Below are 25301 nucleotides of genomic sequence, written 5' to 3'. Positions count from 1 at the left end.
CGAGAGGGGAGGGTTGATGGAGTTCGACTTCGCCGATCAGCAGCCGAAGCTCCTCATGCTGATGTACGGGCTGGTCGCCTTCGTGGTGGTGGTGGGCGGTCTGCTTCTGCTGCTCGACGTCGTGCCGGCCTGGTTCGCCCGGCGACAGGAGGCGCGGCTCATCGCCGCCTCCGCGAGCGGGGTGCCGATCACCCGGCGACCCAGGCAGCGGGAGGGCCTCTTCGCCCTCTTCTTCCTGCTGCCGACGTTGCTGCTGCTCGGCATCGGCCTGGTCGTACCGGCCATCCGCACCACGTTGCTCTCCCTGATGGACCGGGACAGCAACGACTGGGTGGGGCTTCGCAACTACGGCTGGATGTTCTCCGACGACTCGATCGTCCGGGTCCTGGTCAACAGCCTGATCTGGGTGCTCCTGGTCCCGCTGGTGGCGACCGCGTTCGGCCTGATCTACGCCGTTCTGGTGGACAAGGCCCGGTTCGAGGCGGTGGCCAAGTCACTGATCTTCCTGCCGATGGCGATCTCCTTCGTCGGCGCCAGCATCATCTGGAAGTTCGTCTACGCCTACCGCGGCGAGGGCGACCAGATCGGTCTGCTCAACCAGATCGTGGTCAGTCTCGGCGGTGAGCCGAAGCAGTGGCTGCTCGAGTCACCGCTGAACACACTGCTGCTGATCGTCATCATGATCTGGATCCAGGCCGGTTTCGCCATGGTGGTGCTCTCCGCCGCGATCAAGGCCATCCCCGGCGACATCGTGGAGGCCGCACGGCTCGACGGGGTCAGCCCGTGGCAGATGTTCTGGCAGATCACCATGCCGAGCATCCGACCCGCGCTGATCGTGGTGATGGTGACCCTCTCGATCGCCACGCTCAAGGTCTTCGACATCGTCCGGACCTCGACCAACGGCAACTACGACACCAGCGTGATCGCCAACGAGATGTACAACCAGGCCTTCCGGTACAGCGAGAACGGGCAGGGCTCCGCGCTCGCGGTCTTCCTCTTCATCCTGGTCATCCCGATCGTGATCTACCAGATCCGCAACCTCCGTCAACAGCGGGAGGGCTGAGATGACGACCGCAACGCCCACCGTCGCCGTCGGCACGCAGAAGACCGACGGCCCCACGTCCACCGCCGGGCGGGTTCGCAAGCGGCTGAACAGCCGTACCGCGACGCTCGTCTCGATCGTCATCGCGGTGGTCTGGACCATCCCGACCTTCGGCCTGCTCGTCTCCTCCCTCCGGCCGGAGGACGAGATCAAGACCACCGGCTGGTGGACGGCCTTCACCAACCCGCAGTTCACCCTGGAGAACTACCAGCAGGTGCTGTTCGGGCGGTCGTCCTCGTCGGGGCAGCTCGCCGGGTACTTCATCAACTCCCTGGCGATCACCATCCCGTCGGTGCTCTTCCCGATCGCCTTCGCGTGCCTGGCCGCGTACGCGCTGGCGTGGATCAACTTCCGCGGCCGGGACTGGCTCTACATCGCCATCTTCGCGCTGCAGATCGTGCCGTTGCAGATGGCCCTGGTGCCGCTGCTGAGGTTCTTCTCCACCGGCGTCACCCTCGGCGGCGTCACCATCATGCCGGCCTGGGACCTGGTCGACGAACAGAAGTTCGCCCAGGTGTGGTTCGCGCACACCTGCTTCGCACTCCCGTTCGCCGTCTTCCTGCTGCACAACTTCATCTCGCAGCTACCGGGCGACCTGATGGAGGCGGCCCGGGTCGACGGTGCCAGCCACCCGAAGATCTTCCGCACCATCGTGCTGCCGCTGATCACCCCGGCGCTGGCGGCGCTCGGCATCTTCCAGTTCCTCTGGGTCTGGAACGACCTGCTGGTCGCACTGATCTTCGCGGGCGGCAGCGACGAGACGGCCCCGCTCACCGTCCGGCTCGCCGAGATGGCCGGCACCCGGGGCAACGAGTGGCAGCGGCTGACCGCCGGGGCGTTCGTGTCGATCGTCGTACCGCTCATCGTGTTCCTGTCCCTGCAGCGCTACTTCGTGCGAGGTCTGCTCGCCGGCAGCGTCAAGGGCTGACCCGCGTGCCCGCCGCCGCCTGGCCCCTCGGGCGGCGGCGGGCGCCGGGTACCGAGCGGGGGAACCGTGACGAAGATTGATGATGTCGCCCGGCTGGCCGGGGTGTCCACGGCCACCGTCTCGCGGGCGCTGCGCGGGCTGCCGACGGTGTCGGCCGCCACCCGGCGCCGGGTGCTCGCCGCCGCCGAGCAGCTCGACTACGAGGTCTCACCGAGCGCGTCCCGGCTCGCTGGCGGCCGGACCGGCACGGTGGCGGTGGTCGTCCCCCGGATCACCCGCTGGTTCTTCAGCACCGTCGTCGAGGCGGTCGAGGAGTTTCTCCACGACTCCGGTTACGACCTGCTGCTCTACAACCTGGGCGGCCGGGAACAGGTCCGCCAACGGGTGCTGCGCACCGCCAACCTGCACAAACGGGTGGACGCCATCATGCTGGTCGCCACGCCGCTGCGGCCGGCCGACCTGACCGCACTGGCCACTCTGGACCTGCCCGGGGTGACCATCAGCTCGGGCACCAGGGTGCCCAACTGGCCGTGCGTACGGATCGACGACCTGGCCGCCGCACGGGCCGCCACCCGGCACCTGCTCGACCTCGGCCACCACCGGATCGCGCACATCTCCGGCGACCCCGACGACGAGTTGGCCTTCACCACCCACCTCGACCGACGCCGGGGCTACCAGGCGGAACTGCGAGCCGCCGGCCTGCGGCCCGACCCGAGCCTGGACGTGGAGTCCACGTTCACCATCGACGGCGGCAACCGGGCGGCAGCCGAGTTGCTGGCCCGCGGCGAGCCACCGACGGCGATCTTCGCGGCCTGCGACGAGATGGCGATGGGCGCGATGACCGCGCTGCGCGACGCCGGGCTGCGGGTGCCGCAGGACGTCAGCGTGATCGGCGTCGACGACCACGACCTGGCCGGCGTGCTCGGGCTCAGCACCATCGCCCAGCCCGCCGCCGAGCAGGGAAGGCTGGCCGCCCGGATGCTGCTCGACCCGCTCGGCGCCCCGAGCATCGGCCCGATCATCGGCCAACGGACCGCCGGCCGCGAGACGCCGGTGATCCTGCCCACTCGACTGGTGGTGCGGGACTCGACCGCACCACCCCGGGCACACTGAACTCCAACCATCCGCCGTCGGCCGGCGGCTGGCGGCGACGTGGCCGGCAGCAGCACCGCCCGGCAGTCCACACAGCTCGACACGGGAGACGACCCTGAACACGCAGCAGACCCCCTCCGGCGACCCGATCACCGGTTGGTGGACCGAAGCCGCCATCTACCAGATCTACCCCCGCTCGTTCGCCGACTCGGACGGGGACGGGATCGGCGACCTGCCGGGCATCACGGCCCGCCTCGACCACCTCGTCGAGTTGGGCGTGGACGCGGTGTGGCTCTCCCCGTTCTACCCGTCGCCGCAGGCCGACGCCGGCTACGACGTGGCCGACTACCGGGACGTCGACCCGCTGTTCGGCACCCTCGCCGACGCGGACAAGCTGATCGCCGAGGCGCGCGCCCGGGGCCTGCGGGTGATCGTCGACCTGGTGCCGAACCACACCTCCTCGGCGCACCAGTGGTTCCAGGCCGCACTGCCCGCCGCGCCCGGCAGCCCGGAGCGCGCCCGGTACATCTTCCGTGACGGCCTCGGCCCGAACGGCGACCAGCCGCCGAACGACTGGCAGAGCGTCTTCGGCGGCCCGGCCTGGACCCGGACGCTCGGGCCGGACGGGCGGCCCGGCCAGTGGTACCTGCACCTGTTCGACACCGGGCAGCCGGACCTCAACTGGGACAACCCCGAGGTGCACGCCGAGTTCCTGGACGTGCTGCGGTTCTGGCTCGACCGTGGGGTGGACGGCTTCCGGGTGGACGTGGCGCACGGCCTGGTCAAGCAGGCCGACCTGGCCGACTGGCAGGAGCCGCAGGAGATCCTCTCCGGCAACGAGGTGGACAAGCCGCGCCCGCCGATGTGGGACCAGGAGGGCGTGCACGAGATCTACCGGCAGTGGCGGCAGGTCCTGGACAGCTACCCCGGCGAGCGCGTGCTGGTCGCCGAGGCGTGGGTGGAGCCGGCCGAGCGGCTGGCCCGCTACGTCCGCCCGGACGAGATGCACCAGGCGTTCAACTTCGAGTACCTCCTCGCCGCCTGGACCGCGCCGGCCCAGTACGCGGTGATCACCCGCTCGCTGGAGGCGACCGACTCGGTCGGCGCGCCGACGACCTGGGTGCTGTCCAACCACGACGTGGTACGGCACGCCTCCCGGCTCGGCCTGCCGATCGGCACCGTCCGGCCCAACGGCATCGGAATCGGGGACCCGCAGCCGGACGCCGCGCTCGGCCTGCGCCGGGCCCGGGCCGCCACCCTGCTGATGCTCGCCCTGCCCGGCTCGGCCTACCTCTACCAGGGCGAGGAGCTGGGGCTGCCCGAGCACACGACGATGCCCGACGAGGCCCGGCAGGACCCGACCTGGGAGCGGAGCGGGCGCACCCAGCGTGGCCGCGACGGCTGCCGGGTGCCGATCCCGTGGGAGGCCGACGCCCCGTCGTACGGCTTCGGCCCGACCGACGCCAGCTGGCTGCCGCAGCCACCGGTGTTCGCGGAGTACGCCCTGGACCGGCAGCGCGACGTGCCCGGCTCGACGTACGAGCTGTACCGCACGGCGCTGCGGCTGCGCCGCGCCCACGGGCTGGGCCGCGGCACGCTGGAGTGGCTGTCCTCCGGCGACGAGGTGCTGACCTTCCGCAACGGTGAGCTGACCGTGCTGACCAACTTCGGTGACACCCCGGTGCCGGTCCCGGCCGGTGCCGAGGTGCTGGCCGCCAGCGCACCGCTGGACGACGACGGCGCGGTCCCGACCGACGTGACCGTCTGGCTGCGCGGCTGACCCAGCCTCGACCGGCCCGTCCCGCCGGCCCTGCTCACTAGGGGCCGGCGGGACGGCCGGTGCGCTGAGCGGGCTCAGAGGCGGTCGGCGCGGGTGTGCAGCAGGTCGTGCACGTTCTCGATGTCCGCCGGTGAGGTCCGCGAGGCGAGCCAGTACATGACGCCGGTGGGGATGAAGAAGAGCTGGAACGCGGCCAGCCCGACGGCGAAGTTCAACGGCGGCGGGAATGCCGCTCGCAGCCCCTGGAACGCCACCCCGACCAACCCGTTGCCGGCCGCGCGACCAACCCCGTTGACCAGGTTGCCGAGGCTGTAGACGGTTCCCCGGTGCTCCGGTGGGTTGACGTCGGCGATCAGCGCGAACCAGTTCGGCGAGTTGGCCGAGGTCAGCGCGAGCGCAACGATCGCGGTGAGCAGGCTCAGCCCCACCGACGGCTCGGTGAAGACACTGGCCAGCACAGCGCCGATCACCGCGCCGCCACTCGCGCCGTCCGGCACGTCGATGGTCACCGGGACGAAGAACAGCACCAGGTAGAACGGCAGCGCGGCGAGGATGCCGACCGCGGCGACCAGGGCCCGCCCTCTCGGCGTGCGCCGCTGCGCCGCGTCGCCGATCAGGCCACCCACGATGGAGAGCACCCCGCCGAGTTGGAACAGTGTGGCGAACACGCTGCCCACCACCACCGCGGTCGACGTCGAATATCCCTGGGCCTCGGCCCGTTCGGCGAAGAGCACCGGCAGCCAGACCAGCGAGCCGAAGGCGGCCTGCGCGGTCAGGCCCTGCAGGATCAGCCACCGGTTGGTCCGTCGGGCCAGGATGCGCGGGAGGTCGGCGCGGCTGATCCGATAGTCGTACTCGGCGCCGGCGTTCAGCCTGCCGGCCAACTCCGGCTCGCTCTGGCCACGGCGGACGTCGTACGTGAACAGGTACGCCAGGGCGGCGACCAGGCCGACGCCGGTCAGGATCAGGAACGGTCGCCGCCAGTCAGCCGCCCCGAGCAGCCCGCCGACGAGCGTGCCCGCCAGGGTGCCGACCCCCTGGGAGAGCCCCCAGAAGCTCATCACCAACCCGCGCCGGGTCGGTGAGATCAGGTCGGTGACCACCGAGAAGCCGACCGAGCCGACCGCACCGAGGCCGACCGCCGCGACCAGTTGTGCGGCGAGGAACGTCAGGTAACCACCGGCGAGCGCGCTGCCGCCGGTGCCCGCCGCCCAGAGCAGCGTGCCCACCATGAGCAGCGGCTTGCGGTTGGTCCGGTCGCCGACGTACGCCCAGCCGACCGCCGCCACCGCGCTGACCAGGAAGCTGACCGCGGTGACCAGACCGAGCAGCCGCCCCGACACGCCGAACGCGTCGGAGATCGGGCCGTACAGCGGCGGGACCAGCCCGATCGCCACGTTGTCCAGGGAGGCGAGCAGCACGAACACCACGACGCTGTACAACCGGTGGGCCGGACCACCGCCCCGGCCAGGCGGACGTGGGCCGGGCCCGCCACTGGTCACCGTCATGACCGGCAGCCAACCAGACTCCGGTGCGGCGGTCGTCACGCGGGTGGGTGCCGGTCACCGTCAACCAGCACCCACCCGCGTCGATCCCGACGGTCAGCGGCGGTCGAGAACCAACCCGCGGGCTGCGGCGTACTGCTCGCGGACGGCGGGCACGGGCTCGGCCGCGTACTCCTCGGTGCCCTTGAGCTCCCACACCGGCGGCGTCGGACCGCCCAGGGCGACCCAGGCGGCCTGTCGGGCGGCACCGTCGGCGACGTACTCCCCGGCGGGCGGGACGACCACCGGGCAGCCGAAGACCTGCGGTGCGATCCGGCGGACCGCGGCGGACCGGGCACCGCCGCCGACCAGGATGACCCGGCGGACGGTGGCACCCTGCGCGGTCAGCGCGTCCAGGCCGTCGGCGAGCGCGCAGAGCATGCCCTCCACGGCGGCCCGGGCCAGGTGCGCGGGGGTCGACGTGCGCAGGGTCAACCCGTGCACCGCGCCGGTGGCGAGCGGACGGTTCGGTGTCCGCTCCCCCTCCAGGTACGGCACCATGACCAGCCCGTCCGCACCGGCCGGCGCGGAGAGCGCCAGCTCGGCCAGCTCGTCCAGGCCGACGCCGAGCAGCGCGGCGGCGGCGTCCAGCACCCGGGCGGCGTTGAGCGTGCAGACCAGTGGCAGGAAGCGGCCGGACGCGTCGGCGAAGCCGGCCACCGCACCGCTGTCGTCGGCGGCCGGCACGTCGGCGACGCTGAACACGGTGCCCGAGGTGCCGATCGAGACGACCACGTCACCGGGGCCGGCGCCGACGCCGAGCGCGGCGGCGGCATTGTCCCCGGTGCCCGCGCCGAGCAACGCGCCCGACCCACCCAGCCCGTCGGCAAGGGTGCCGGCCGACTCGGCCGGACCGAGCACCTCGGGCACCGCCAGCCGCCGCCCGAAGGCCCGCTCCAGCAGGTCGAGTCGGTAGTCGCCGGTGGCCGGCGACCAGTAGCCGGTGCCGCTGGCGTCACCCCGGTCGGTGCGCAGCGCGGCCAACCCCGGAGCGCCGGCCAGCCGCCAGGTCAGCCAGTCGTGCGGCAGGCACACGGCGGCCACCCGGGCGGCCAGTTCCGGCTCGTGCCGGGCCAACCAGCGCAGCTTGGTGATCGTGAAGCTGGCCACCGGCACGCTGCCGGTGGCCGCGGCCCAGAGCCGGCGCCCCGTCGCGTCGCCGCCGGCCTCCTGGACCAGGTCGGCGGCGGCATCGGCGGATCGGGTGTCGTTCCAGAGCAGTGCCGGACGAACCACCCGGCCGTCCTCGTCGAGGCAGACCATGCCGTGCTGCTGGCCGGCGACCGAGACCGCCGCCACGTCGGCCAGCCCGCCGGCCTGGTCGGTGGCGCTGCGCAGCGCCTGCCACCAGGCTTCCGGGTCGACCTCGGTGCCATCCGGGTGCGGTGCGCGGCCCTGCCGCAGCAGGGCGCCGGTCTCCGCGTCCCGGATGACCACCTTGCAGGACTGTGTGGACGAGTCGACGCCCGCGACCAGCGGCATGGCGGGCCCTCAGCGAGCGCCGAGCAGGTGCTCGACGGCGAGCTGGTTGAGCCGGACGAAGGCGTAGCCGCGGGCGGCCACCGCGTCGACGTCGACGTCCTCGAACGCCGACCGGTCGGCGAGGAACTCGTCGTATCCCTCGCCAGCGTCGAGCGTCGGCGTGCTCAGCTCGCCGACCTTGCTCGCGGCCAGCGCCTCGACGACCTCCGGGTCGGCGCGGAACGCCGCCGCCCGCTCCTTGAGCAGCAGGTACGTGCTCATGTTGGCGGCCGCCGACGCCCACACCCCGTCCATGTCCTCCGTGCGGGAGGGCTTGTAGTCGAAGTGCCGGGGGCCGTCGTAGGTCGGGCCGCCGTTCGGGCCGCCGTTCTCCAGGAGGTCCACCAGGGCGAACGCGTTCATCAGGTCACCGTGGCCGAAGACCAGGTCCTGGTCGTACTTGATGCCCCGCTGGCCGTTGAGGTCCAGGTGGAACAGCTTGCCCTGCCAGAGCGCCTGGGCGATGCCGTGGGCGTAGTTGAGCCCGGCCATCTGCTCGTGCCCGACCTCGGGGTTGAGGCCGACCATCTCCGGGTGGGCCAGCTGGGAGATGAAGGCCAGCGCGTGCCCGACGGTGGGCAGCAGGATGTCGCCGCGCGGCTCGTTGGGCTTGGGCTCCAGGGCGAAGCGCAGGTTGTAGCCGCGGTCGATGACGTACTGGGTGAGCAGGTCGACGGCCTCGCGGTAGCGGTCCAGCGCGGCGCGGACGTCCTTGGCGACGTCGTACTCGGAGCCCTCGCGGCCACCCCACATGACGAACGTGCTGGCGCCCATCTCGGCGGCCAGGTCGACGTTGCGCAGCACCTTGCGCAGCGCGTAGCGGCGGACGTCGCGGTCGTTGCTGGTGAAGCCGCCGTCCTTGAAGATCGGGTGGGTGAAGAGGTTGGTGGTGACCATCGGCACCACCAGGCCGGTCTCGTCGAGGGCCTTGCGGAACCGGGCGATGTGGTGGTCGCGGGTGGCGGCGTCGGCCCCGAACGGGATCAGGTCGTCGTCGTGGAAGGTGATGCCGTACGCGCCCAGCTCGGCGAGCCGGTGCACCGCCTCGACGGCGTCGAGCTCGGGCCGGGTCGCGTCACCGAACGGGTCGCGGGCCGGCCAGCCCACCGTCCAGAGCCCGAAGGAGAACTTGTCGGCGGGGGTGGGACGCGGTGCCATGAGCAACCTCCGGGGTGGTGGTGTCCGCTATTTGTTCAACGATTGAATTATTTGCCCACCCTGTGGCACTGTCAAGGGGTGAGCCCCACCCACGCCCCGGCCGGCGCCGCCCGTCAGGGCAGCCTGCGCGAACTCAACCTCGCCCTGGTCCTCGGCCGGATCGCCGCCGCCGACCGACCCCCGTCCCGGGCCGACCTGGCCACGGCGACCGGCCTGACCCGGGCCACCGTCTCCGCGGTGGTCGAGGACCTGCTCGCCGGCCAGTTGGTCAGCGAGGCCGATCCGGCGCCCCGGGCCGGCGCCGGCCGACCGGCCCGGGGTCTGGTGCTCGCCGACCACGGGCCGGCCGGGCTCGGCCTGGAGGTCAACGTCGACTACCTGGCGGTCTGCGTCGTGGACCTCGCCGGTCAGGTGCGGCACCGCACCGTGCACCGGGCCGACCTGCGCCCGGTCGACCCCGCCGACGCCCTCGCCCGACTCGTCGAGCTGGCCGGGCGGGCCCGGGCCGACGCCGACCGGCAGGGCCTCACCCTGGCCGGGGCCGCGCTCGCCGTACCCGGCCTCGTGGACGACGCCGGGTTGGTCCGGCTCGCGCCGAACCTCGGCTGGCGCGACGTCGCGGTACCCGCGTTGCTCGCCGAGCACCCGGCGCTGACCGAGCAGGTGCCCGGCGTACCGGCGCTGATGGTGGACAACGAGGCCAACCTCGCCGCGCTCGGCGAGCTGCACTCCCGGCCACCCGGCCCGGCCAGCTTCCTGCACATCTCCGGCGAGGTCGGCATCGGCGCCGGGATCGTGCTGGACGGCGCGTTGTTCCGCGGCGTCCGCGGCTGGAGCGGCGAGATCGGGCACCTGCCGGTCCACCCGCAGGGCCGCCCGTGCCGCTGCGGCGGACGAGGATGCCTGGAGCAGTACGCCGGCCAGGAGGCGATCGTGGCCGCCGCCGGCCTGGCCCGGGCGGAGCTTCCCGCGGACACGGCGACCGTCCGGCTGGCCGAGCTGGCGGAGGCGGGCGACGACGCCGCGCTGCGGGCCCTGCGCGACGCCGGGACCGCGCTCGGTGTCGCGGTGGCCGGCGTGGTCAACCTGCTGGACCTGGACACCGTGGTGCTCGGCGGTGGGTACGCGCCGCTGGCACCCTGGCTGTGCCCGCCGGTGCTCACCGAGATCGCGGCCCGGGTGCTCACCGCCGCCTGGTCACCGGTCACGGTCCGACCGTCGACGCTCGGCGCGGAGGCCGCCGTGGTGGGCGCGGCCGGCTCGGTGGTCCGCCGGATCGTCGCTCGACCAGGCGGCTGGCTGGCCCGCTGCGGCTGAGCCGGCCCGCCGCTCTGGGCGGCGGTCGGAGGGGCTCGGTACGCTTGCCCTCACGCAACGATCCCCAGGCGAGGAGCCAGGAGCAGCATGCGCAGAGGTCGTCAGACGCGGGCCGGCGTCGGGCGGTGACCACGACCCGACGGGGCGGCATCACCGGCCCGGCGAGCGACGGTGGCCAGGCGTCCCGCCGAGCGACCCGGCGGTCCACCGGCGGTCCGCTGCCGGCCGACCCCCGGTTGGCCCGTGAGCTGCTCGACGGGCTCGCCGAGGCTGTGCTGACGACCGACGCGAACGGCTGCGTCACCCTGGTCAACGCCATGGCGACGGAGCTGCTCCCGGAGATCACCGCGGGCGTCGACCTGTCCCGGTGCCCCGTGCCGTCGCTGGCCCGGGCGATCGCCGACGGCACCGAGAGCTTCGAGGCCGAGCACGGCGGCCGGCGACTGCGCGGCGCCCGGCGACAGCTCGCCGACGGCCGCTACGCCTGGTACATCCGGGACGTCACCGAGGAGCACGCCCGCACCGACGCCCTCCTGGCCGAGCGCTCCCGCACCGCCTTCCTCGCCCAGGCCGGCAGCCGGCTGGGGCTCACCCTGCACCGGGACCAGACGCTCCGGGCCACCGCGACACTCGCCGTGCCGTACCTGGCCGACGCCGCCGTGGTGCTGCACCGCCCGCCACTGGCGAGCGAGCCGCACGTCAACTGGATCCGGTACGCCGACGGCGAGCCGGCCCCGGTCGCCGGGCTGGCCGAACCGACGCTGACCGGCGGCGTGCCCGGGCTGAGCGAGGCGCTGGACGGCGAGCCCACCGAGCCGGGCCCGTGGTCGGACGCGGAGTTCGCCGACCTGGCCAACGTGCTGCCGCCCGGATTCGGCCAGCCGGGCACGGTGCTGGTCAGCCCGATGCTCAGCGCGGGCGGCCCGACCGGTGCCCTGCTGTTGATCCGCCGGGCCGGGCGGGCCGCCTTCGACCGGCGCGACGTCGAGCTGGCCCGCGAATTCGCCACCCGGGCCGGCGCCGCGCTGGCCGCCGCCGAGCTGTACGACGAGCAGGCCCACCTGGCCCGAGTGCTGCAGACCAGCCTGCTCCCGCCGGCGCTGCCCCCGGTGGCCGGGGTGAGCATGGCCGGCGGCTACCGGGCCGCGGGTGACACCCTGCGCATCGGCGGTGACTTCTACGAGGTGTTCCCGCACCCTCGCGGTGCGCTGTTCGCGCTCGGGGACGTGTGCGGCAAGGGCGTCGACGCCGCCGTCCTGACCGGGCGGGTCCGCCAGTCGCTGCAGACGCTGCGGTTGGTCGAGCAGCGCCCGCTGGAGTTGATCCGGCTGCTCAACCAGGCACTGTTCGACGCGCCCGACGCGGCGCGCCGCAGCCAGTTCACCACCCTGCTGCTCGGCTCGCTGGACCGCCTACCGGCCGGGATCGACATGCGGATCGCCGGCGGTGGCCATCCGGCACCGCTGCTGCTGACCACTGCCGGCACGGTCACCCCGGTTCCGGTCGGCGGAATGCCGGTCGGCGCGCTGGCAGCCGCCCGGTTCGCCGAGACCCGGGTGCGTCTCGCCCCGGGTGACCTGCTGCTGGCGTACACCAACGGGGTGACCGAGGCGCGCGGAGGACCGCGCGGCGCGGAGGTGTTCGGCGAGGCACGGCTGCGCGCCGCGCTCCTCTCGGCGGCCGGGCTGCCCCCGGCGGCGCTGGTCGACCGGCTGCTCCAGCTGGTCGACGAGTGGCTCAACGGGCAGGCCCACGACGACATCGCGGTGCTGGTCGTGTGCGCCTCGGCGTCGGCGTGACCAACCGGCCACGGCCGCCGGCGGGATCAGGCGGTGCGTGCCACCGGCGGCTCGCCGGTCGGCTGCTCCCGGGATGCTCCCATCCGCTCCGGGCCAGCCGTGCGGCTCGGCCACACCGCCGGGGTCGGCCGGTCCGGCTCCTCCGGCCAGTCCTCCCCCTGCCCGGTCGGCCGGTGCGGGTCGTCCGGGCCGCCCGGTGCCGGCACGCTCGGAGCCTGCAGCCGGCGGGCGGTCTCGTCGAACTCCCGCATGCCGCGCAGCAGCGCGTCGCGGCCCGCCGGGGTCATCCCGGCCAGCACGACGGCGAGTTTCGTCTCACGGTCGGCCCGCAGCTCGGCCAGGAGCCGGCGGGCCTCGGGCGTGAGGTGCAGGGCGATCTCCCGCCGATCGAAGCGGCCCGGCTCGCGCTCCAGCATTCCGGCGGCGACGAGACGGTCGCAGAGCCGGCTGGCGGAACTGAGCAGCATGTCGAGTCGGGCGGCGAGCCGGCGCAGGTTGATCCCGTCGAACTGCTCGACCACCATCACAGCCCGTAGCTGAGCTCCGGAGACCCGGCTGGCCGTGCCCTCCCGGGCGGACTCCCACACCGACAGCAGGGCACCCGCCACCGCGTCCAGTGCGGCAGCCATACTCGTCTCGGGGTCCGGTGGACCGTTCAGTTCGGCCATGGTGGCCCGAGACTACTCCGAACCCACTGGTGGTCGAGCTTTGATCAAGGGAGCGGTGATGAGTGAACCGGTCAATCGGGCACGACGTACCCTGAACGAGACACCCGCCGACCAACTTGTGGGCGGAATCGCGGACGTTCTGGCCGGGTCGTACGGCATCACCGAGGCGGAGCTGTACCAGGTCGACTACCGGCTCTCGGAGCTCCTGCCGCTCACCGAGGGTGACCCCATCACGGGTCCCGGGCACCCCGCCTGGCGCGCCTTCGACCACCAGTCACCGGTGCTCGCCGACGACATCGCCTGGTTTCCGGTCAGCATGCGCGGCGAGCGTCGGGGCGTGCTGCGACTGGGACCGGTCCAGGACGACCCCACCCTCTTCGGCGAGCTGGCCGACATCGCCACCGCTCTCGCCCACGAACTGGCGGCCGTGTCCGCCGGCACCGACGTCTACCGCGCGGCGCGACGCAGCCAGCGGCTCACCCTGGCTGCGGAGATGCAGTGGGACCTGCTGCCCGGCCGCAGCCGCATCCGGCCCTCGTTCAGTCTGGCCGGGCAGCTGGAGCCGGCGTACGCGGTGCGGGGCGACAGCTTCGACTGGTCCGACGACGGGCAGCGGCTCTGGTTGTCCACCGTCAACGGCAGCGGCGAGGGCGTCGCCGCCTCCCTGCTCACCTCGCTGGCCACCCACGCGCTCCGCAACGCCCGCCGGGCCGGGCTCAGCCTCGCCGACCAGGCGGCCCTCGCCGACCAGGCCCTCTACGACGAGTACCGGGGTGAACGGCACCTGTCCGCGCTGCTGATGGAGCTGGACCTGCGCTCCGGGGCGATGACCGTGGTCGACGCCGGCTCGCCCCGCCTGGTCCTGCTGCGCGACGGCGAGGTCAGCGAGCAACCGCTGGAGGCGCAGTTCCCGCTCGGCATGTTCGAGGCCACCGACTACCACGAGCAGCGGATCACGCTGGAGCGCAACGACCGGCTCTTCGTGGTCAGCGACGGTGTGGTGGACGCCACCGGGCGGGACGTGCGCTACGGCGAGACGGCGCTGGACCGGTTCCTGCGGCGCACCGGCCCGATGGAGCCGCTGGACGCCGTACGGTCGCTGATCGGGGACCTGCGCGCGTTCGTCTCCGGCGATCTCGTCGACGACGCGGTGGTGGTCTGCCTGGACTGGACCGGCCCGCAGCCGTGACCGGCCCGCCGGCCGGCCGTCAGTACGCGCCGCGGCTCTTCAGCACGGCGCCGAAGGTCTTCCAGAGGATGGTGAGGTCGGCGGCGAGGGACCAGTTCTCCACGTAGTAGAGATCCAGCCGGATGCCGTCCTCCCAGCTCAGGTCGGACCGGCCGCTGACCTGCCACAGACCGGTCATGCCGGGCTTGACCAGCAGCCGCCGCGCCACGTCGCCGTCGTAGCGGGCCACCTCGGAGGGCAGCGGCGGACGCGGGCCGACCAGGCTCATCTGCCCCCGCAGCACGTTGACCAGCTGCGGCAGCTCGTCCAGCGACCACTTCCGCAGCAGCCGGCCGACCCGGGTGACCCGGGGGTCGTCGCGCATCTTGAACATCAGGCCGTCGGTCTCGTTGCGGGCGGCCAGCTCGCCGAGCAGCACGTCGGCGTTCACCACCATGGTGCGGAACTTGAACACGCCGAACTCCTGCCCGCCCCGGCCCACGCGGACCTGTCGGAACAGCACCGGGCCTCGGGTGTCCAGCTTGATGGCCAGCGCGATGACCGCGATCAGGGGCAGCAGCACCGCCAGCGCCAGCGACGAGGCGGACCGGTCGACGAAGCCCTTCACCAGCTTGCGCGCACCGCGGAACTCGGGCGCCTCGACGTGGATCAGCGGCAGCCCGGCGACCGGACGGGTGTGGATCCGCGGGCCGGCCACGTCGGTCAGCGCGGGCGCCACGACCAGGTCGACACCGGTCCCCTCCAACTGCCAGCCGAGTCGGCGCAGCCGGGTGGCGGTCAGCTCACCGGAGGCGGTGACCGCGACGGTGTCCGCGCCGATCGCCGTGGCGGCCTCCGGGATGCCCCGGAACGATCCCACCACCGGCACGTCCCCCAGCCGCTGCGCCACCGGCGCCAGCAGCGCGTCCGGGATGCACGCGCCGACCACCTGGTAACCCGCGTACGGCTCGCGGCGCAACGTGTGCACCAGCTCCAGCACGTGCGCGGTGTCGCCGACCACCAGCACCTTCCGGGACCAACCGGCGCCCCGCGAGCGTGCCCGGTGCAGGCGCTTGCGGGCGGCGAAGCGGGCGACCTCCAGCCCGACGGTGCCCACCGCGAAGGAGATGCCGAGGAAGCCTCGGGACACCCCGACGTCGGCGATGTACCCGGCGATGGCGATCGCCCCGGCGAGCCGCAGGCTGGCCGTGCTGACCCTGCGGTACTCGTCCGCCCCGTAGCCGATCACCCGGTCGTCGTAGCAGCCGAGCGCCTTCAGGGAGATCAGCCAGGCGAGCACCAGACCGGGTGCCACCAGCACGTACGGGATCTTCGAGCCGCTGGGCTCCTCGTCGCCGAAGCGGGCGACGTACCCGACGAGCAGCGCGAGGATGAGGATGGTGGTGTCCAGCACCACCAGGATCCGGATGTAGGACCGTTCGTCGGCGCGCGCCACCAGCCCGGCCGGACGACCGTCCGGCTTCGCCGACGTGCTGGCGGGGGTCAACAGTGTCGCAGCGGTCACCGGCCCTCCCACTCTGCTCAGGACGGCCCCGGTCGACGGGTCGGGCCGGAGGCGGACCGACAATGCCGGAACACGTCGACATCCTGCCCCGACAACTATCGTCGCCGATTACTTCCGACGTATTGCCGTCACTTTTCCGCAATCCTGGAGGGACGAAAAGGGGCCCGCCGTACCGGATCGCGGTACGACGGGCCCCTTCGTGCTGTGCGTCGGATCAGCGCGGCGCCGGGGGGCGCAGCGCGATGGCGTTGAGGAAGATGGAGCCGATCTCGGTCGGGTCCTTCGTGACGAAGCTGCCGCCGCCGGTCACCTTCGTGATCGACTCCAGCTCGGCCTTGCTGACGCCCTCACCGATGCCGATCATCACGACCTGGACCGGCCGGTCCGGGTCGGCGAGCCGCTTCAGCTCGGCGAGCAGCTGGGCCTGGTTGATGCCGTTGTCGTCCTCGTTCTTGCCGTCGGTGAAGAGCACCACCGAGTTGACCCGGCCGGGCTGCCAGTCCGCCTGCACCGTCTTGTACGCCGCGAGCATGGTGTCGTAGAGCCCGGTGTCGCCGCTGGACGGCTTGATCGTTCCGAGCGCCGCCTCCAGCTGCGCCCGCTGACCCGAGAGCGGGCCGATGCCCACCAGCTCGCGGTAGTCCCGGTTGCCGACCAGCTTGGTGGAGAAGGTCCACAACCCGATCGACCAGGAGTCGTCGAAGAGGCCGAGGCCGCGGCGGGCCGCGTCCACGGTGACCTCTTCCCGGCTGCGGTTGTTGGCGCTGGGCACCTCGTCCTTCATCGAGCCGGAGACGTCGATGACGCAGAGCATCCGGCCGGACTGGGTGGCGACCGACCAGCTCGTGACGACACGCTGTATGGCTGCCGGGTCGAGGCCGCCCGCGGCGGTGCCGCCGGTCGCCGGCGCGGTCGACGCGCCGCCGGCCGGGCTCGGAGCACCCTGCGGCGCCTTGAAGCCGGAGCCCCAGTTGCCGTCCGGCGCGCGCAGCGACTGCGCCGCCAGCCGGTTGCGGAACGTGGGGGTGGTGAGCAGCTCGAACAGCACACGGGCCGCCGACGCCTTCGACGGCTCGATGCCGGGCAGGACCGCGTACGGGTAGTCCAGCGGCATCGGCGCCGGCTCCATGTAGAGCGCGGCGAGCTTGACCGGCGGTTCCTTGCTGTTGTACGCCATCACGTCTTCTTCGGACAGCGCCGCCGCACCGAGACCGCTCGCGATGGACGTCGGGTCCTTGGCGGTCGGGAAGCGGGCCAGCAGGTCGTTACGGAGCGAGGAACGCCCGGTGGCCAGCGCCCGCAGCGCGCCGACGGTGTTGCGCTGGGCGTCGCCGCCGGCGGCGCTGGCGGCCGTGGTCAGCGAGAGCAGACCGGACAGGCCGGCCGCGTCCCGGGTGGGCTCGACGATCCCGGTGCGCAACGGCTTGCTGCTGTTGACCTGCTTGAGCAGGTCGGTCCAGGTGAACTTCGTGTTGGGCCAGCCCAACCGGGCGGCCACGGGCTCGGGCATCGCGACGACGATGGGACTGCGAGCGATGGACGCGCCGTTGGTCGGAGCGAACGCGGTCGCTTCCTTCTTGAGGCGCAGCAGCCACATCGAGGAGTCCGGCACCCAGACGTCCGGGGTGACGGCGGTGCCGCTGGCCTGTCCCACCCCGGCCAGGATGGCACCGTGCTTGGCCGCCATCACGGCGGCCACGTCGACCGGGTCGGACGCCGAGACGTCCACCCGGATGCAGGTGCCGCCTACCGCTGCGCCGTCCTTGGTCCACTGGGACGCGGCGGCGTCAACCGCCGGCGCGAGCTCGGAGGCGACCGCCACGGCGAGCCGGATCTCCCCCGAACAGCTGGGCTGGATCAGCTCGCGGTAGCCGAACCAGACGCCGGTCGTGACGACGAGAACCGTCGCCGTCGCGGCGGCGGCTGCTAGATGGAGTTTCGAACGCATGCGATGGCGGCCTGCTGACACGGTGACCATCTTGCGTAATAGATGCCGTCCCTGCCATAACCGTTCGGACTAAAGTTACTCAGGAGAGACAGTTGATCGCCGTTTAACGACGCACAGTGACGGAGTGGCCCCGTGGTGTGGTCAAATCCGGGTCACCCTCACGTCTCGCCCGTCGACTCCGCGGCTCACGGCAGCACACAGGTCGGGCTCGGCACCGGCACCGGCTCCCCGATCGGCACCGGGATGCCGGTGTCGGCGTCCCGCCGGAAGACCCGCACCATGTCCGCCCGCTCGTCGGCGACGTAGAGGTGCTGCCCGATCATCGCGAAGTGCCGGGGCCACTCGCCACCGGTGTCCACTTCGGCCACCAGCTCGGGCAGCTCGCCGGCCAACGCGAAGACCGCGACCGTGCCCACCCCGCGGTTGGCGACGTAGAGGAACCGGCCGTCCGGGCTGACCGCAACCTCCGACGGCTGGACGTGGCCGGTCCGCTCGCTCGCGTCGACCCGGCCGCGCTGGTGCAGCGCGCCGTCGTCGGTCAGCTCGTACGCGGTGACCGAGGCGTCCAGCTCGCCGACCAGGTAGCAGCGCCGCCCGTCCGGGTGGCGGGCCAGGTGCCGGGGCCCGGTGCCGGGCGTCGTGTGCATCCGTGGCCCGCGGGGGACCAGCCGCCCGCTCGCGCCGTCCAGGTCGTACCGGTAGACCGAGTCGGTGCCCAGGTCCACCGCGAGCAGCGGCTCCCGGCCCGGCCCCGGGGAGACCATGTGGGTGTGCGCCCGCTCCTGGCGCTCCGGGTCGGGGCCGTGGCCCTCGTGTACCACCAGGTCGGTGCGCTCCCCCGGAACGCCCTGCGGGTCCAACGGGAAGACCGCGACGCTGCCGCCGCCGTAGTTGGCCGCCACCAGGTGGCCGCCGTCGGGCAGCACCGCCAGGTGGCAGGGCTCGGCGCCGCCGGTCGACCGGCTGCCCAGCGGCTCCAACGCGCCGTCCGACCCGACCCGCCAGGCGCTGATCTCGCCGTCGGTCAGCTCGTTGACCGCGTAGAGCACCGGCTGGGTGGGGTGCCGGACCAGGAAGGAGGGCGACGGGGTGACCGCCACCGTGCCGATCGGGGTCAGCGCGCCGGTGGCCGGGTCACGGCGGGCCGCCACGATGCCGCTGCCCCGCCCGCCGCTCTGCGCGGTGTAACCCCCGATGTGGACGACCTCGCCCTGACCACTCACGTCCCACCCCTCCGCCGGTATCCCCCGATCCAACCAGAGCCTGCCCGCCGAGCCGGCACCTTAACCGCCATTGCGGTGCCCGGATCAGGCGGCCGGCACCGGCTCCCCACGCTGCCGGGCCACGTGCTCGACCAGAGAGATCAACACCATCTTGCCCGACTGCCGGTCCCGGGCGTCGCAGAGCACCATCGGCACGTCCGGGTCCAGGTCGAGCGCCCGGCGTACGGTCTCCAGGTTGAAGCGCCGGGCATCGTCGAAACAGTTGACACCCACCACGAACGGGATGCCGCGCTGCTCGAAGTAGTCGATGGAGGGGAAGCAGTCGGCCAACCGGCGGGTGTCCGCGAGCACCACCGCGCCGAGCGCCCCGAAGGCCAACTCGTCCCACAGGAACCAGAACCGGTCCTGGCCGGGTGTGCCGAACAGGTAGACCTGAAGGTCCTCGTTGATGGTGATCCGACCGAAGTCCATCGCCACCGTGGTGGTCGACTTCGCCTCCACCCCGGAGATGTCGTCGGTGCCGATCCCGGCGCCGGTCAGCACCTCCTCGGTCTGCAACGGCCGGACCTCGCTGAGCGCGCTCACCAGCGTCGTCTTGCCCGCTCCGAAGCCTCCGGCGATGAGGATCTTCAGTGCCAGCGGGATCCTGGTGTCGGATCCCGCATGGTCATAGCGCACGGAGTCCACTGACCACCGCCTTGAGGATGTCGTCGTCGGGAAGGTGGCCGGCGGCCGGCGGCTCGTGCACCGCGACCAGGCCCTGGGCGAGGAGGTCACCGAGCAGCACCCGGACCACCCCGATCGCGAGGTCCAGCTCGGCCGCCAACTCGGCCACCGAGACAGGCTGGCGGGCCAGCGCGACCAGCCGCCGGTGCTCCGGAAGCAGCCGCGGGTCGCCCGCGGGGTCGAGGTCCGAAGTGGCCAGCACGAACGCGACCAGGTCGAACCCATCGACGGCGGAGCGTACCCGGCCGCCGGTGAGGGTGTACGGGCGCACTACCGGGCCGGCTTCGCCGTCCAGCCACTCGTGCTGGGGCCCCGGCGGCTCAGCCCGCATCACCGGCACCCGCCGACGGCCGGGGCGACGCTGTCAGGTTCTCTCCCACCCGGATCACGAGCATCGCCATCTCGTACGCGACCAGCCCGATGTCCGCGTCAGCGTCGCTCACCACGGCCAGGCAGGCGCCCTGCCCGGCGGCGGTCACGAAGAGGTACGCCGACTCCATCTCCACCACGGTCTGCCTCACCGGCCCGCCGTCCACGTGCCGGCTCGCGCCCCTGGCCAGGCTGGAGAAGCCGGCGGCGAGCGCGCAGAGGTGCTCGGCGTCGGAGCGCTCCAGTTCGGCCGACGAGCCGAGCAGCAACCCGTCGGCGGAGAGCACCACCGCCTCCCGGGCGGCCGGTACCCGTTCCACCAACTCGTCGAGCAGCCAGTCGAGGCCGGCGCTCTGCTTCGTCGAATGCCGCACTAGGCGTCCCTCTCACTCGCGGTCAGGGGTTCGGATGCCGCCGCCGGTCCGGTTGTGGCGGCGGGTGAGGCGGGCTTCGGATCGGCGGCCGGACCGGTGGGCGGGTCCGCGCTGGCGGGCGCGTCCGGGGCGGCCGGAGAGGCCGGGGGCACAACGGTGGCGCGGCCCCGGGCGGTGCCCGCCTGGAGGGCCGACATCACCCGGCGCACCTCCTCCGGCGATCGGGGCGTCGGGGTGTCGGTGACGGTCGACCGGGGCCGGGTGGCGGGCGTACGCCGTCGTACCCGGCGGGGCAACCCGTCCAGCTCGTCCGCCGTCTCGCCGGCGGGCGGCACCCGGTCGGTCGCACCGCCACCGGCCCCCTCGACGGTGATCGGCACGGTGACCGCCGACTCGTGATCGTCCTGCCCGCCACCGGCCGATCCGTTCGCGCGGGGCGCGTCCGGAGCCGGCGTGCCGGTGGACCGGGCACCGGCGGTGGCCGGTCGGTTGCGGCCCACCCTGGGTCGGGGCACGGTGGCCCGACGGCCGGTGCGGGTCAGACGCCGGTCCGGGCCGACCGGCGCGGAGCCGGGCGCGGTCGGGTCGGGGCCGGCCGGCGGCTCGGCGGTGACCAGGTCGGTGGGGATGAGGGCCACGGCGCTCACCCCGCCCTCCCCGGACGGGCGCAGCCGCACCCGTACGCCGTGCCGAGCGGCCAGCCGGGCAACCACGAACAGGCCGAGCCGGGCGCTCTGGGCCGGGTCGAACTCGGGTGAGCTGGCCAGCCGCGTGTTGGCCGCCTCCAGCGCCGCGGCGGACATCCCCAGCCCCCGGTCGGTGATCTCCAGGGCGTAGCCGTTGGCCACCGGTTCCCCCGTCACGGTGACCCGGGTGTCCGGCGGGGAGAAGGCGGTGGCGTTCTCGATCAGCTCGGCGAGCAGGTGGATGACGTCGCCCACGGCCCGGCCCAGCACACCGGCCGGCTGCACGGAGGTGATGTCCACCCGGTCGTACGCCTCGACCTCGGAGATCGCGCCCCGGATCAGGTCGACCATCGCGACCGGGTTGCGCCAGCCCCGGCCGGCGCGGAGCCGGCGAGGATGACGAGATCCTCGGCGTGCCGGCGCAGCCGGGTGGCGAGGTGGTCGACCTGGAACAGCTCGGCCAGCTCGTCCGGGTCCTCGACGCGTCGCTCCATCCGGTCCAGCAGGTGCAACTGCCGGTGCACCAGGCCCTGGCTGCGCCGGGCAATGTTGAGGAAGACCTCGTTGAGCCCGCGGCGCAGGGTCACCTCGTCGACCGCCGCCTGGACGGCGGTGCGCTGCACCTCGGTGAAGGCCCGCCCGACCTCGCCGATCTCGTCGTGGCCGTACTCCAGTGGGGGCGCCTCCCGTGCGACGTCGACCTGCTCGCCGCGGCGCAGCCGGGTCACCACGTCCGGGAGCCGGTGCTCGGCCAGCTCCAGGGCGGCGGTGCGGACGCCGCTGAGCCGTCGGACCAGCGTGCGGCCGACCCGCAGTGCCACCAGCACCGAGACCACCACGGCGACGAGCCCGAGCAGCCCGGCGGCGGCGAGGCGGACCAGGATCCGGACGGCCATCGGCACCGAGCGGTCGGTGAGCCCGTCGGCCTCGGCCAGCTCGAAGTCACGTAGCTGCTGCTGCACCGCGTCGTGGCTGGCCTGCCAGCTCGCCGCGTCCACCGGCGGCCGGCCCGTGCGGTTGGCCGCCACCAGCGTGTCCTGCATCGTGCGCAGCCGGGTGAACGCCGCACCCTCGGTCAACCGCTGGTACGCGGACCGGCCGGCCTCGGGCAGGTCGGCCACCGCGCTCTCGGTGAGCCACCGCTGGTTGCCGATGGCCTGCACGAGCTGGGTGTGCTCCCCCTCGGCGAACCGGCCGGCGGTCAGCGCCCCGGCCAGCAGGGCGTCGGTCTGGCCGAGCAGCTCGCGGGACCGGCCCAGCGCGGTGAGCGCCAGCGCCTGCCGGTTGAGGTCGGGGTCGTCCAGGCTCGCCATGCCGGCGAACGCCTGGAAGGCCGAGGAGATCATGCCGCTGTAGAGGCCGATCGCGCCGGCCCGGTCGACCTTGCGGTCGTCGATGAAGTCACGGCCGGCCGGCAGCGCCGCCAGGGCGGTGACCAGCTGGTCGACCCGGGTGTCGAGCAGGTCGTCGGCGGCGTCGCGCAACTCCTCCCCGTCGACCCGGCGGCGCAGCTCGGTAACCGCCCGGTCGGTGCGCTGCCGTTGCTCGGTCAGGGCGGGCAGGGCGGTGGTGCCGGCGAGCTGCACCACCGAGAGCCGGCGTTCGCGTTGCAGTTCGGTGACCACGGCCTCACCGGGGCGGCCCAGGTCGTAGAGCAGGGTGCGGGCGGAGAGCAGGTGCAGGGCGGGACCGAAGGTCAGCGTGGTCGCGAAGATCCATAACGCCAGCAGCGCCGTCACCGGCGCGACGACCAACGCGGTCAGCTTCGAGCGGATCGGCCAGTCGCGGGTTCTCATCAGACCTCGCCCGTACAGGGGTGGCAGGAGGGGCGCCGGCACCGCCGGGCAACGCGCCGGCCGGCTCTGCGCCCGGCCAGGAAGCCGGGCACCGGCGCGGGCGCCTTGGGCAGGATACGTAATCGTCGGCCGTTGCACTACCGCCCGTCGCGCCGACATCGACGCTCCGAAATGCACCCCGCCCGGCACGGCGAGCGCCCCGCCGGCGGACCGGCGGGGCGCTCGCGGTGGTGCGGTACGGGTCAGGCCTGTGCGGAGATGCCGAGCCCCTCGGCGACCCGTCGGCCGTAGGTCTCGTCGCACTGGCTGAAGTGCCAGACCATCTTCTCCTGGATGTGCTTGTCGCACTGGGCCAGCAGCGTGGTCAGGTTGAGGATCAGGTCGTCGCGCTCCCAGTCCGCCATCTCCCGGAAGCGGCGGCCGGCCTGCGAGTAGTTGTTCTGCCGCTCGATCGGGGCCTTCATGATCTGCCCGGAGACGAACGGCCGGTACTCCCGGTAGGACTCGTCGGCCTCCTGGAGGCCGGCGACGGAGGACGGCTCGAAGTTGATGTGCGGGTTGCCGCCCCGGTTGTCCACCCCGTACGACATCTGGCCGCCGCCCTGGTTGGTGCTGACCTGGACGTCCTCGCGTGGCCGGTTGATCGGCAGCTGGAGGTAGTTCGGGCCGACCCGGTAGCGCTGGGTGTCCGAGTAGGAGAAGGTCCGGCCGACCAGCATCTTGTCGTCGGAGAAGTCGATGCCGTCGACCAGGACGCCGGTGCCGAAGGCGATCTGCTCGTTCTCGTTGTGGTGGTCGGTGATGTTGCGGTTGAGCGTCATCATGCCGACGGGCAGGTAGGGGAACTGCTCCTCCGGCCAGACCTTGGTGTCGTCGAGCGGGTCGAAGTCCAGCTCCGGGTGCTCGTCGTCGCTCATGATCTGCACGTTGAGCTCCCACTGCGGGTACTCGCCGCGTTCGATCGCCTCGTAGAGATCCTTGGAGGCGTGGCCCAGCTCGGTGGCCTGGATGGCGTCGGCCTCGGCCTGGGTGAGGTTGTGCTCGCCCTGCTGGGTCATCCAGTGGAACTTGACCAGCACAGCCTCGCCCTGGGCGTTGACCAGACGGTAGGTGTTCACGCCGGAGCCGCGCATGGTGCGGTAGTTCTTCGGGATGCCGTACGGGGAGAAGAGCCAGGTCAGCATGTGCATCGACTCGGGCGTGTTCGACATGAAGTCGAAGATCCGGTTCGGCTCCTGGCGGAAGGTCACCGGGTCCGGCTTCAGCGAGTGGATCACGTCGGGGAACTTGATCGCGTCGCGGATGAAGAAGACCTGGAGGTTGTTGCCCACCATGTCCCAGTTGCCGTCCTCGGTGCGGAACTTGACCGCGAAGCCGCGCGGGTCGCGGGCGGCCTCGGAGGAGTCCCGACCGCCGATGACGGTGGAGAACCGGATGGTCACCGGGGTCTTCCTGCCCCTGGTCTGGAACAGCTTGGCGCGGGTGTACGTCGCCGCCGGCTTGTCACCGATCGTCCCGTACGCCTCGAACTCACCGTGCGCGACGAAACCACGCGCGTGCACGACCCGCTCCGGGATCCGCTCCCGGTCGAAGTGGCTGATCTTCTCGAGGAAGTGGTAGTTCTCCAGCGTCGCGGGGCCACGTGAGCCGACCGTCCGCTGCTGCTGGTTGTTGTGCACGGGGTGACCCTGCCGGGTGGTGAGGATCGGCTTCTCGGCCTGGTCGCTCATCGCTCTCCTCCAGGTGTTTCTGTTCGGTGCGGGGGGCGGGCCGTCGGATCCGACCGGCTCCAACCACCCAAGCGCGTTTTCTGGAATGAGTCAAGTTTTAGCCGGACGTGACGCTGTGTGCCTCGTCATCGCGCCTCCGCCGGCAAGAAACTCCCGACATCGGACGCGGCCCGGCGAGGAAAGTCCCCCCGATCGGGATTGGCGATCAGTACGCGGAGGGAATACCGGGTAACGAAGGAGGAGCCCATGTCGCCCACGCAGATAATCGTCATCGTGCTCGTCGTGCTGGTGATCGTCGCGGCGCTGGCCGTGGCCGCCCGGTCGCTCGCCCGACGCCGCGCCCTGCGCAACCGGTTCGGGCCGGAGTACGACCGGGTGGTGGCCGAGCAGGACAGCCGGTCCGCCGCGGAGCGCGAGCTGCGCGACCGGGAACGCCGGCACGCCGAACTCACACTCACCCCGCTCAGCCCGGAGTCCCGGGCCCGCTACGCCGCCGCCTGGGAGGAACTTCAGGTCCGCTTCATCGACTCGCCGAGCGAGACCGTGGGTGACGCCGACGAACTGGTCACCCGACTCGTCGAGGAGCGGGGCTACCCGACCGGGGACTTCTCCGACCAGACCGCCCATCTCTCCGTCGAGCACGCGCGCACGCTGACCCACTACCGGGACGCGCACGAGATCCACCTGCGCAACTCCCGGGGCGAGGCCACGACCGAGGAACTGCGCCAGGCGGTCGTGCACTACCGGGCACTCTTCGCCGACCTGCTCGGCGAGGAGCCGGTCGGCCACCGCACGCCGGAACAGCGCCACCCGGACACCCCGCACGACGCCACGAGCCGCTGAGGAG

General features: G+C 72.7%; 19 protein-coding genes and 1 pseudogene. 8 read left to right on the top strand and 12 right to left on the bottom strand.

What is annotated here, in order from left to right; genetic code table 11:
* Positions 1-16: 16 nt before the first annotated feature.
* The 4 genes from M8C17_RS23915 to M8C17_RS23900 all read left to right on the top strand — a co-directional run bounded on the left by M8C17_RS23915 (position 17) and on the right by M8C17_RS23900 (position 4902).
* Complete coding sequence (locus tag M8C17_RS23915; protein ID WP_252418829.1) at positions 17-1063, top strand: carbohydrate ABC transporter permease; 1047 nt, start codon at positions 17-19, stop codon at positions 1061-1063.
* A gap of 1 nt (position 1064) precedes the next feature.
* Positions 1065-2030, top strand: coding sequence for a carbohydrate ABC transporter permease (locus M8C17_RS23910; RefSeq protein ID WP_252418814.1), 966 nt, complete (start codon positions 1065-1067; stop codon positions 2028-2030).
* Positions 2031-2096: 66 nt separating this feature from the next.
* On the top strand, positions 2097-3143 hold the full coding sequence (locus tag M8C17_RS23905; protein WP_252418813.1) for a LacI family DNA-binding transcriptional regulator: 1047 nt from the start codon (positions 2097-2099) through the stop codon (positions 3141-3143).
* 127 nt (positions 3144-3270) lie between these two features.
* Complete coding sequence (locus M8C17_RS23900) at positions 3271-4902, top strand: glycoside hydrolase family 13 protein (RefSeq protein ID WP_252418828.1); 1632 nt, start codon at positions 3271-3273, stop codon at positions 4900-4902.
* Between the two features lie 74 nt (positions 4903-4976).
* On the opposite strand, the gene M8C17_RS23895 is transcribed toward M8C17_RS23900, so the two are convergent.
* The 3 genes from M8C17_RS23895 to xylA all read right to left on the bottom strand — a co-directional run bounded on the left by M8C17_RS23895 (position 4977) and on the right by xylA (position 9125).
* Positions 4977-6410 carry an MFS transporter gene (locus M8C17_RS23895; protein ID WP_252418812.1) on the bottom strand — a complete coding sequence of 478 codons (1434 nt, stop codon included), beginning with the start codon at positions 6408-6410 and terminating at the stop codon, positions 4977-4979.
* 93 nt (positions 6411-6503) lie between these two features.
* Positions 6504-7928, bottom strand: coding sequence for a xylulokinase (gene xylB / locus M8C17_RS23890; protein WP_252418811.1), 1425 nt, complete (start codon positions 7926-7928; stop codon positions 6504-6506).
* A 9-nt stretch (positions 7929-7937) separates the two neighbouring features.
* Positions 7938-9125, bottom strand: a complete 1188-nt coding sequence (gene xylA / locus M8C17_RS23885) for a xylose isomerase (RefSeq protein ID WP_252418810.1) — start codon at positions 9123-9125, stop codon at positions 7938-7940.
* Between the two features lie 78 nt (positions 9126-9203).
* Here xylA and M8C17_RS23880 point away from each other — a divergent pair, with 78 nt between their 5' ends.
* Together M8C17_RS23880 and M8C17_RS23875 are read left to right on the top strand one after the other, a co-directional pair.
* On the top strand, positions 9204-10442 hold the full coding sequence (locus M8C17_RS23880; RefSeq protein ID WP_252418809.1) for an ROK family transcriptional regulator: 1239 nt from the start codon (positions 9204-9206) through the stop codon (positions 10440-10442).
* Between the two features lie 125 nt (positions 10443-10567).
* Positions 10568-12241, top strand: a complete 1674-nt coding sequence (locus M8C17_RS23875; protein ID WP_252418808.1) for a PP2C family protein-serine/threonine phosphatase — start codon at positions 10568-10570, stop codon at positions 12239-12241.
* A gap of 26 nt (positions 12242-12267) precedes the next feature.
* Here M8C17_RS23875 and M8C17_RS23870 read toward each other — a convergent pair whose 3' ends face one another.
* Positions 12268-12909, bottom strand: coding sequence for a MarR family winged helix-turn-helix transcriptional regulator (locus M8C17_RS23870; protein WP_252418807.1), 642 nt, complete (start codon positions 12907-12909; stop codon positions 12268-12270).
* A gap of 58 nt (positions 12910-12967) precedes the next feature.
* Between M8C17_RS23870 and M8C17_RS23865 the strand changes: the two genes are divergently transcribed.
* Positions 12968-14098 (top strand): PP2C family protein-serine/threonine phosphatase, encoded by a 1131-nt coding sequence (locus tag M8C17_RS23865; RefSeq protein ID WP_252418806.1) that lies wholly within the window; start codon positions 12968-12970, stop codon positions 14096-14098.
* A 19-nt stretch (positions 14099-14117) separates the two neighbouring features.
* Here M8C17_RS23865 and M8C17_RS23860 read toward each other — a convergent pair whose 3' ends face one another.
* From M8C17_RS23860 to M8C17_RS23825, 8 genes and pseudogenes are all read right to left on the bottom strand, one after another.
* Positions 14118-15602, bottom strand: coding sequence for a sugar transferase (locus tag M8C17_RS23860; RefSeq protein ID WP_252418805.1), 1485 nt, complete (start codon positions 15600-15602; stop codon positions 14118-14120).
* Between the two features lie 214 nt (positions 15603-15816).
* Positions 15817-17571 carry a substrate-binding domain-containing protein gene (locus M8C17_RS23855; RefSeq protein ID WP_252418804.1) on the bottom strand — a complete coding sequence of 585 codons (1755 nt, stop codon included), beginning with the start codon at positions 17569-17571 and terminating at the stop codon, positions 15817-15819.
* Positions 17572-17735: 164 nt separating this feature from the next.
* Entirely contained in the window at positions 17736-18773 is a 1038-nt protein-coding gene (locus M8C17_RS23850; protein WP_252418802.1) for a beta-propeller fold lactonase family protein, read from the bottom strand.
* Positions 18774-18857: 84 nt separating this feature from the next.
* Entirely contained in the window at positions 18858-19460 is a 603-nt protein-coding gene (locus tag M8C17_RS23845) for an ATP/GTP-binding protein (RefSeq protein WP_252418801.1), read from the bottom strand.
* A complete protein-coding gene (locus tag M8C17_RS23840; protein WP_252418800.1) occupies positions 19441-19830 on the bottom strand; it encodes a DUF742 domain-containing protein in 390 nt (129 codons plus the stop codon). The genes M8C17_RS23845 and M8C17_RS23840 overlap by 20 nt, the downstream gene beginning before the upstream one ends.
* Positions 19820-20242: a roadblock/LC7 domain-containing protein gene (locus M8C17_RS23835; RefSeq protein WP_252418798.1), complete on the bottom strand. Its 423-nt coding sequence runs from the start codon at positions 20240-20242 to the stop codon at positions 19820-19822. The genes M8C17_RS23840 and M8C17_RS23835 overlap by 11 nt, the downstream gene beginning before the upstream one ends.
* Positions 20242-22724 (bottom strand): annotated as a pseudogene (locus tag M8C17_RS23830) (nitrate- and nitrite sensing domain-containing protein). Before M8C17_RS23830 ends, M8C17_RS23835 begins: the two are co-directional and overlap by 1 nt.
* A gap of 242 nt (positions 22725-22966) precedes the next feature.
* Entirely contained in the window at positions 22967-24454 is a 1488-nt protein-coding gene (locus M8C17_RS23825; protein ID WP_252418796.1) for a catalase, read from the bottom strand.
* A gap of 246 nt (positions 24455-24700) precedes the next feature.
* Here M8C17_RS23825 and M8C17_RS23820 point away from each other — a divergent pair, with 246 nt between their 5' ends.
* Positions 24701-25297 carry a hypothetical protein gene (locus M8C17_RS23820; RefSeq protein ID WP_252418794.1) on the top strand — a complete coding sequence of 199 codons (597 nt, stop codon included), beginning with the start codon at positions 24701-24703 and terminating at the stop codon, positions 25295-25297.
* The last annotated feature ends 4 nt before the right edge of the window (positions 25298-25301 follow it).

Source organism: Micromonospora sp. RHAY321 (assembly GCF_023896955.1).
Lineage (GTDB): Bacteria > Actinomycetota > Actinomycetes > Mycobacteriales > Micromonosporaceae > Micromonospora.
This window is presented reverse-complemented; position numbering and strand designations above follow the sequence as displayed.

Coding starts and splice junctions, on each gene's coding strand:
- M8C17_RS23895 (WP_252418812.1), bottom strand. CDS start 6,410: ATGACGGTGACCAGTGGCGGGCCCGGCCCACGTCCGCCTGGCCGGGGC.
- M8C17_RS23910 (WP_252418814.1), top strand. CDS start 1,065: ATGACGACCGCAACGCCCACCGTCGCCGTCGGCACGCAGAAGACCGAC.
- M8C17_RS23870 (WP_252418807.1), bottom strand. CDS start 12,909: ATGGCCGAACTGAACGGTCCACCGGACCCCGAGACGAGTATGGCTGCC.
- M8C17_RS23840 (WP_252418800.1), bottom strand. CDS start 19,830: ATGCGGGCTGAGCCGCCGGGGCCCCAGCACGAGTGGCTGGACGGCGAA.
- M8C17_RS23865 (WP_252418806.1), top strand. CDS start 12,968: ATGAGTGAACCGGTCAATCGGGCACGACGTACCCTGAACGAGACACCC.
- M8C17_RS23825 (WP_252418796.1), bottom strand. CDS start 24,454: ATGAGCGACCAGGCCGAGAAGCCGATCCTCACCACCCGGCAGGGTCAC.
- xylA (WP_252418810.1), bottom strand. CDS start 9,125: ATGGCACCGCGTCCCACCCCCGCCGACAAGTTCTCCTTCGGGCTCTGG.
- M8C17_RS23820 (WP_252418794.1), top strand. CDS start 24,701: ATGTCGCCCACGCAGATAATCGTCATCGTGCTCGTCGTGCTGGTGATC.
- M8C17_RS23915 (WP_252418829.1), top strand. CDS start 17: ATGGAGTTCGACTTCGCCGATCAGCAGCCGAAGCTCCTCATGCTGATG.
- xylB (WP_252418811.1), bottom strand. CDS start 7,928: ATGCCGCTGGTCGCGGGCGTCGACTCGTCCACACAGTCCTGCAAGGTG.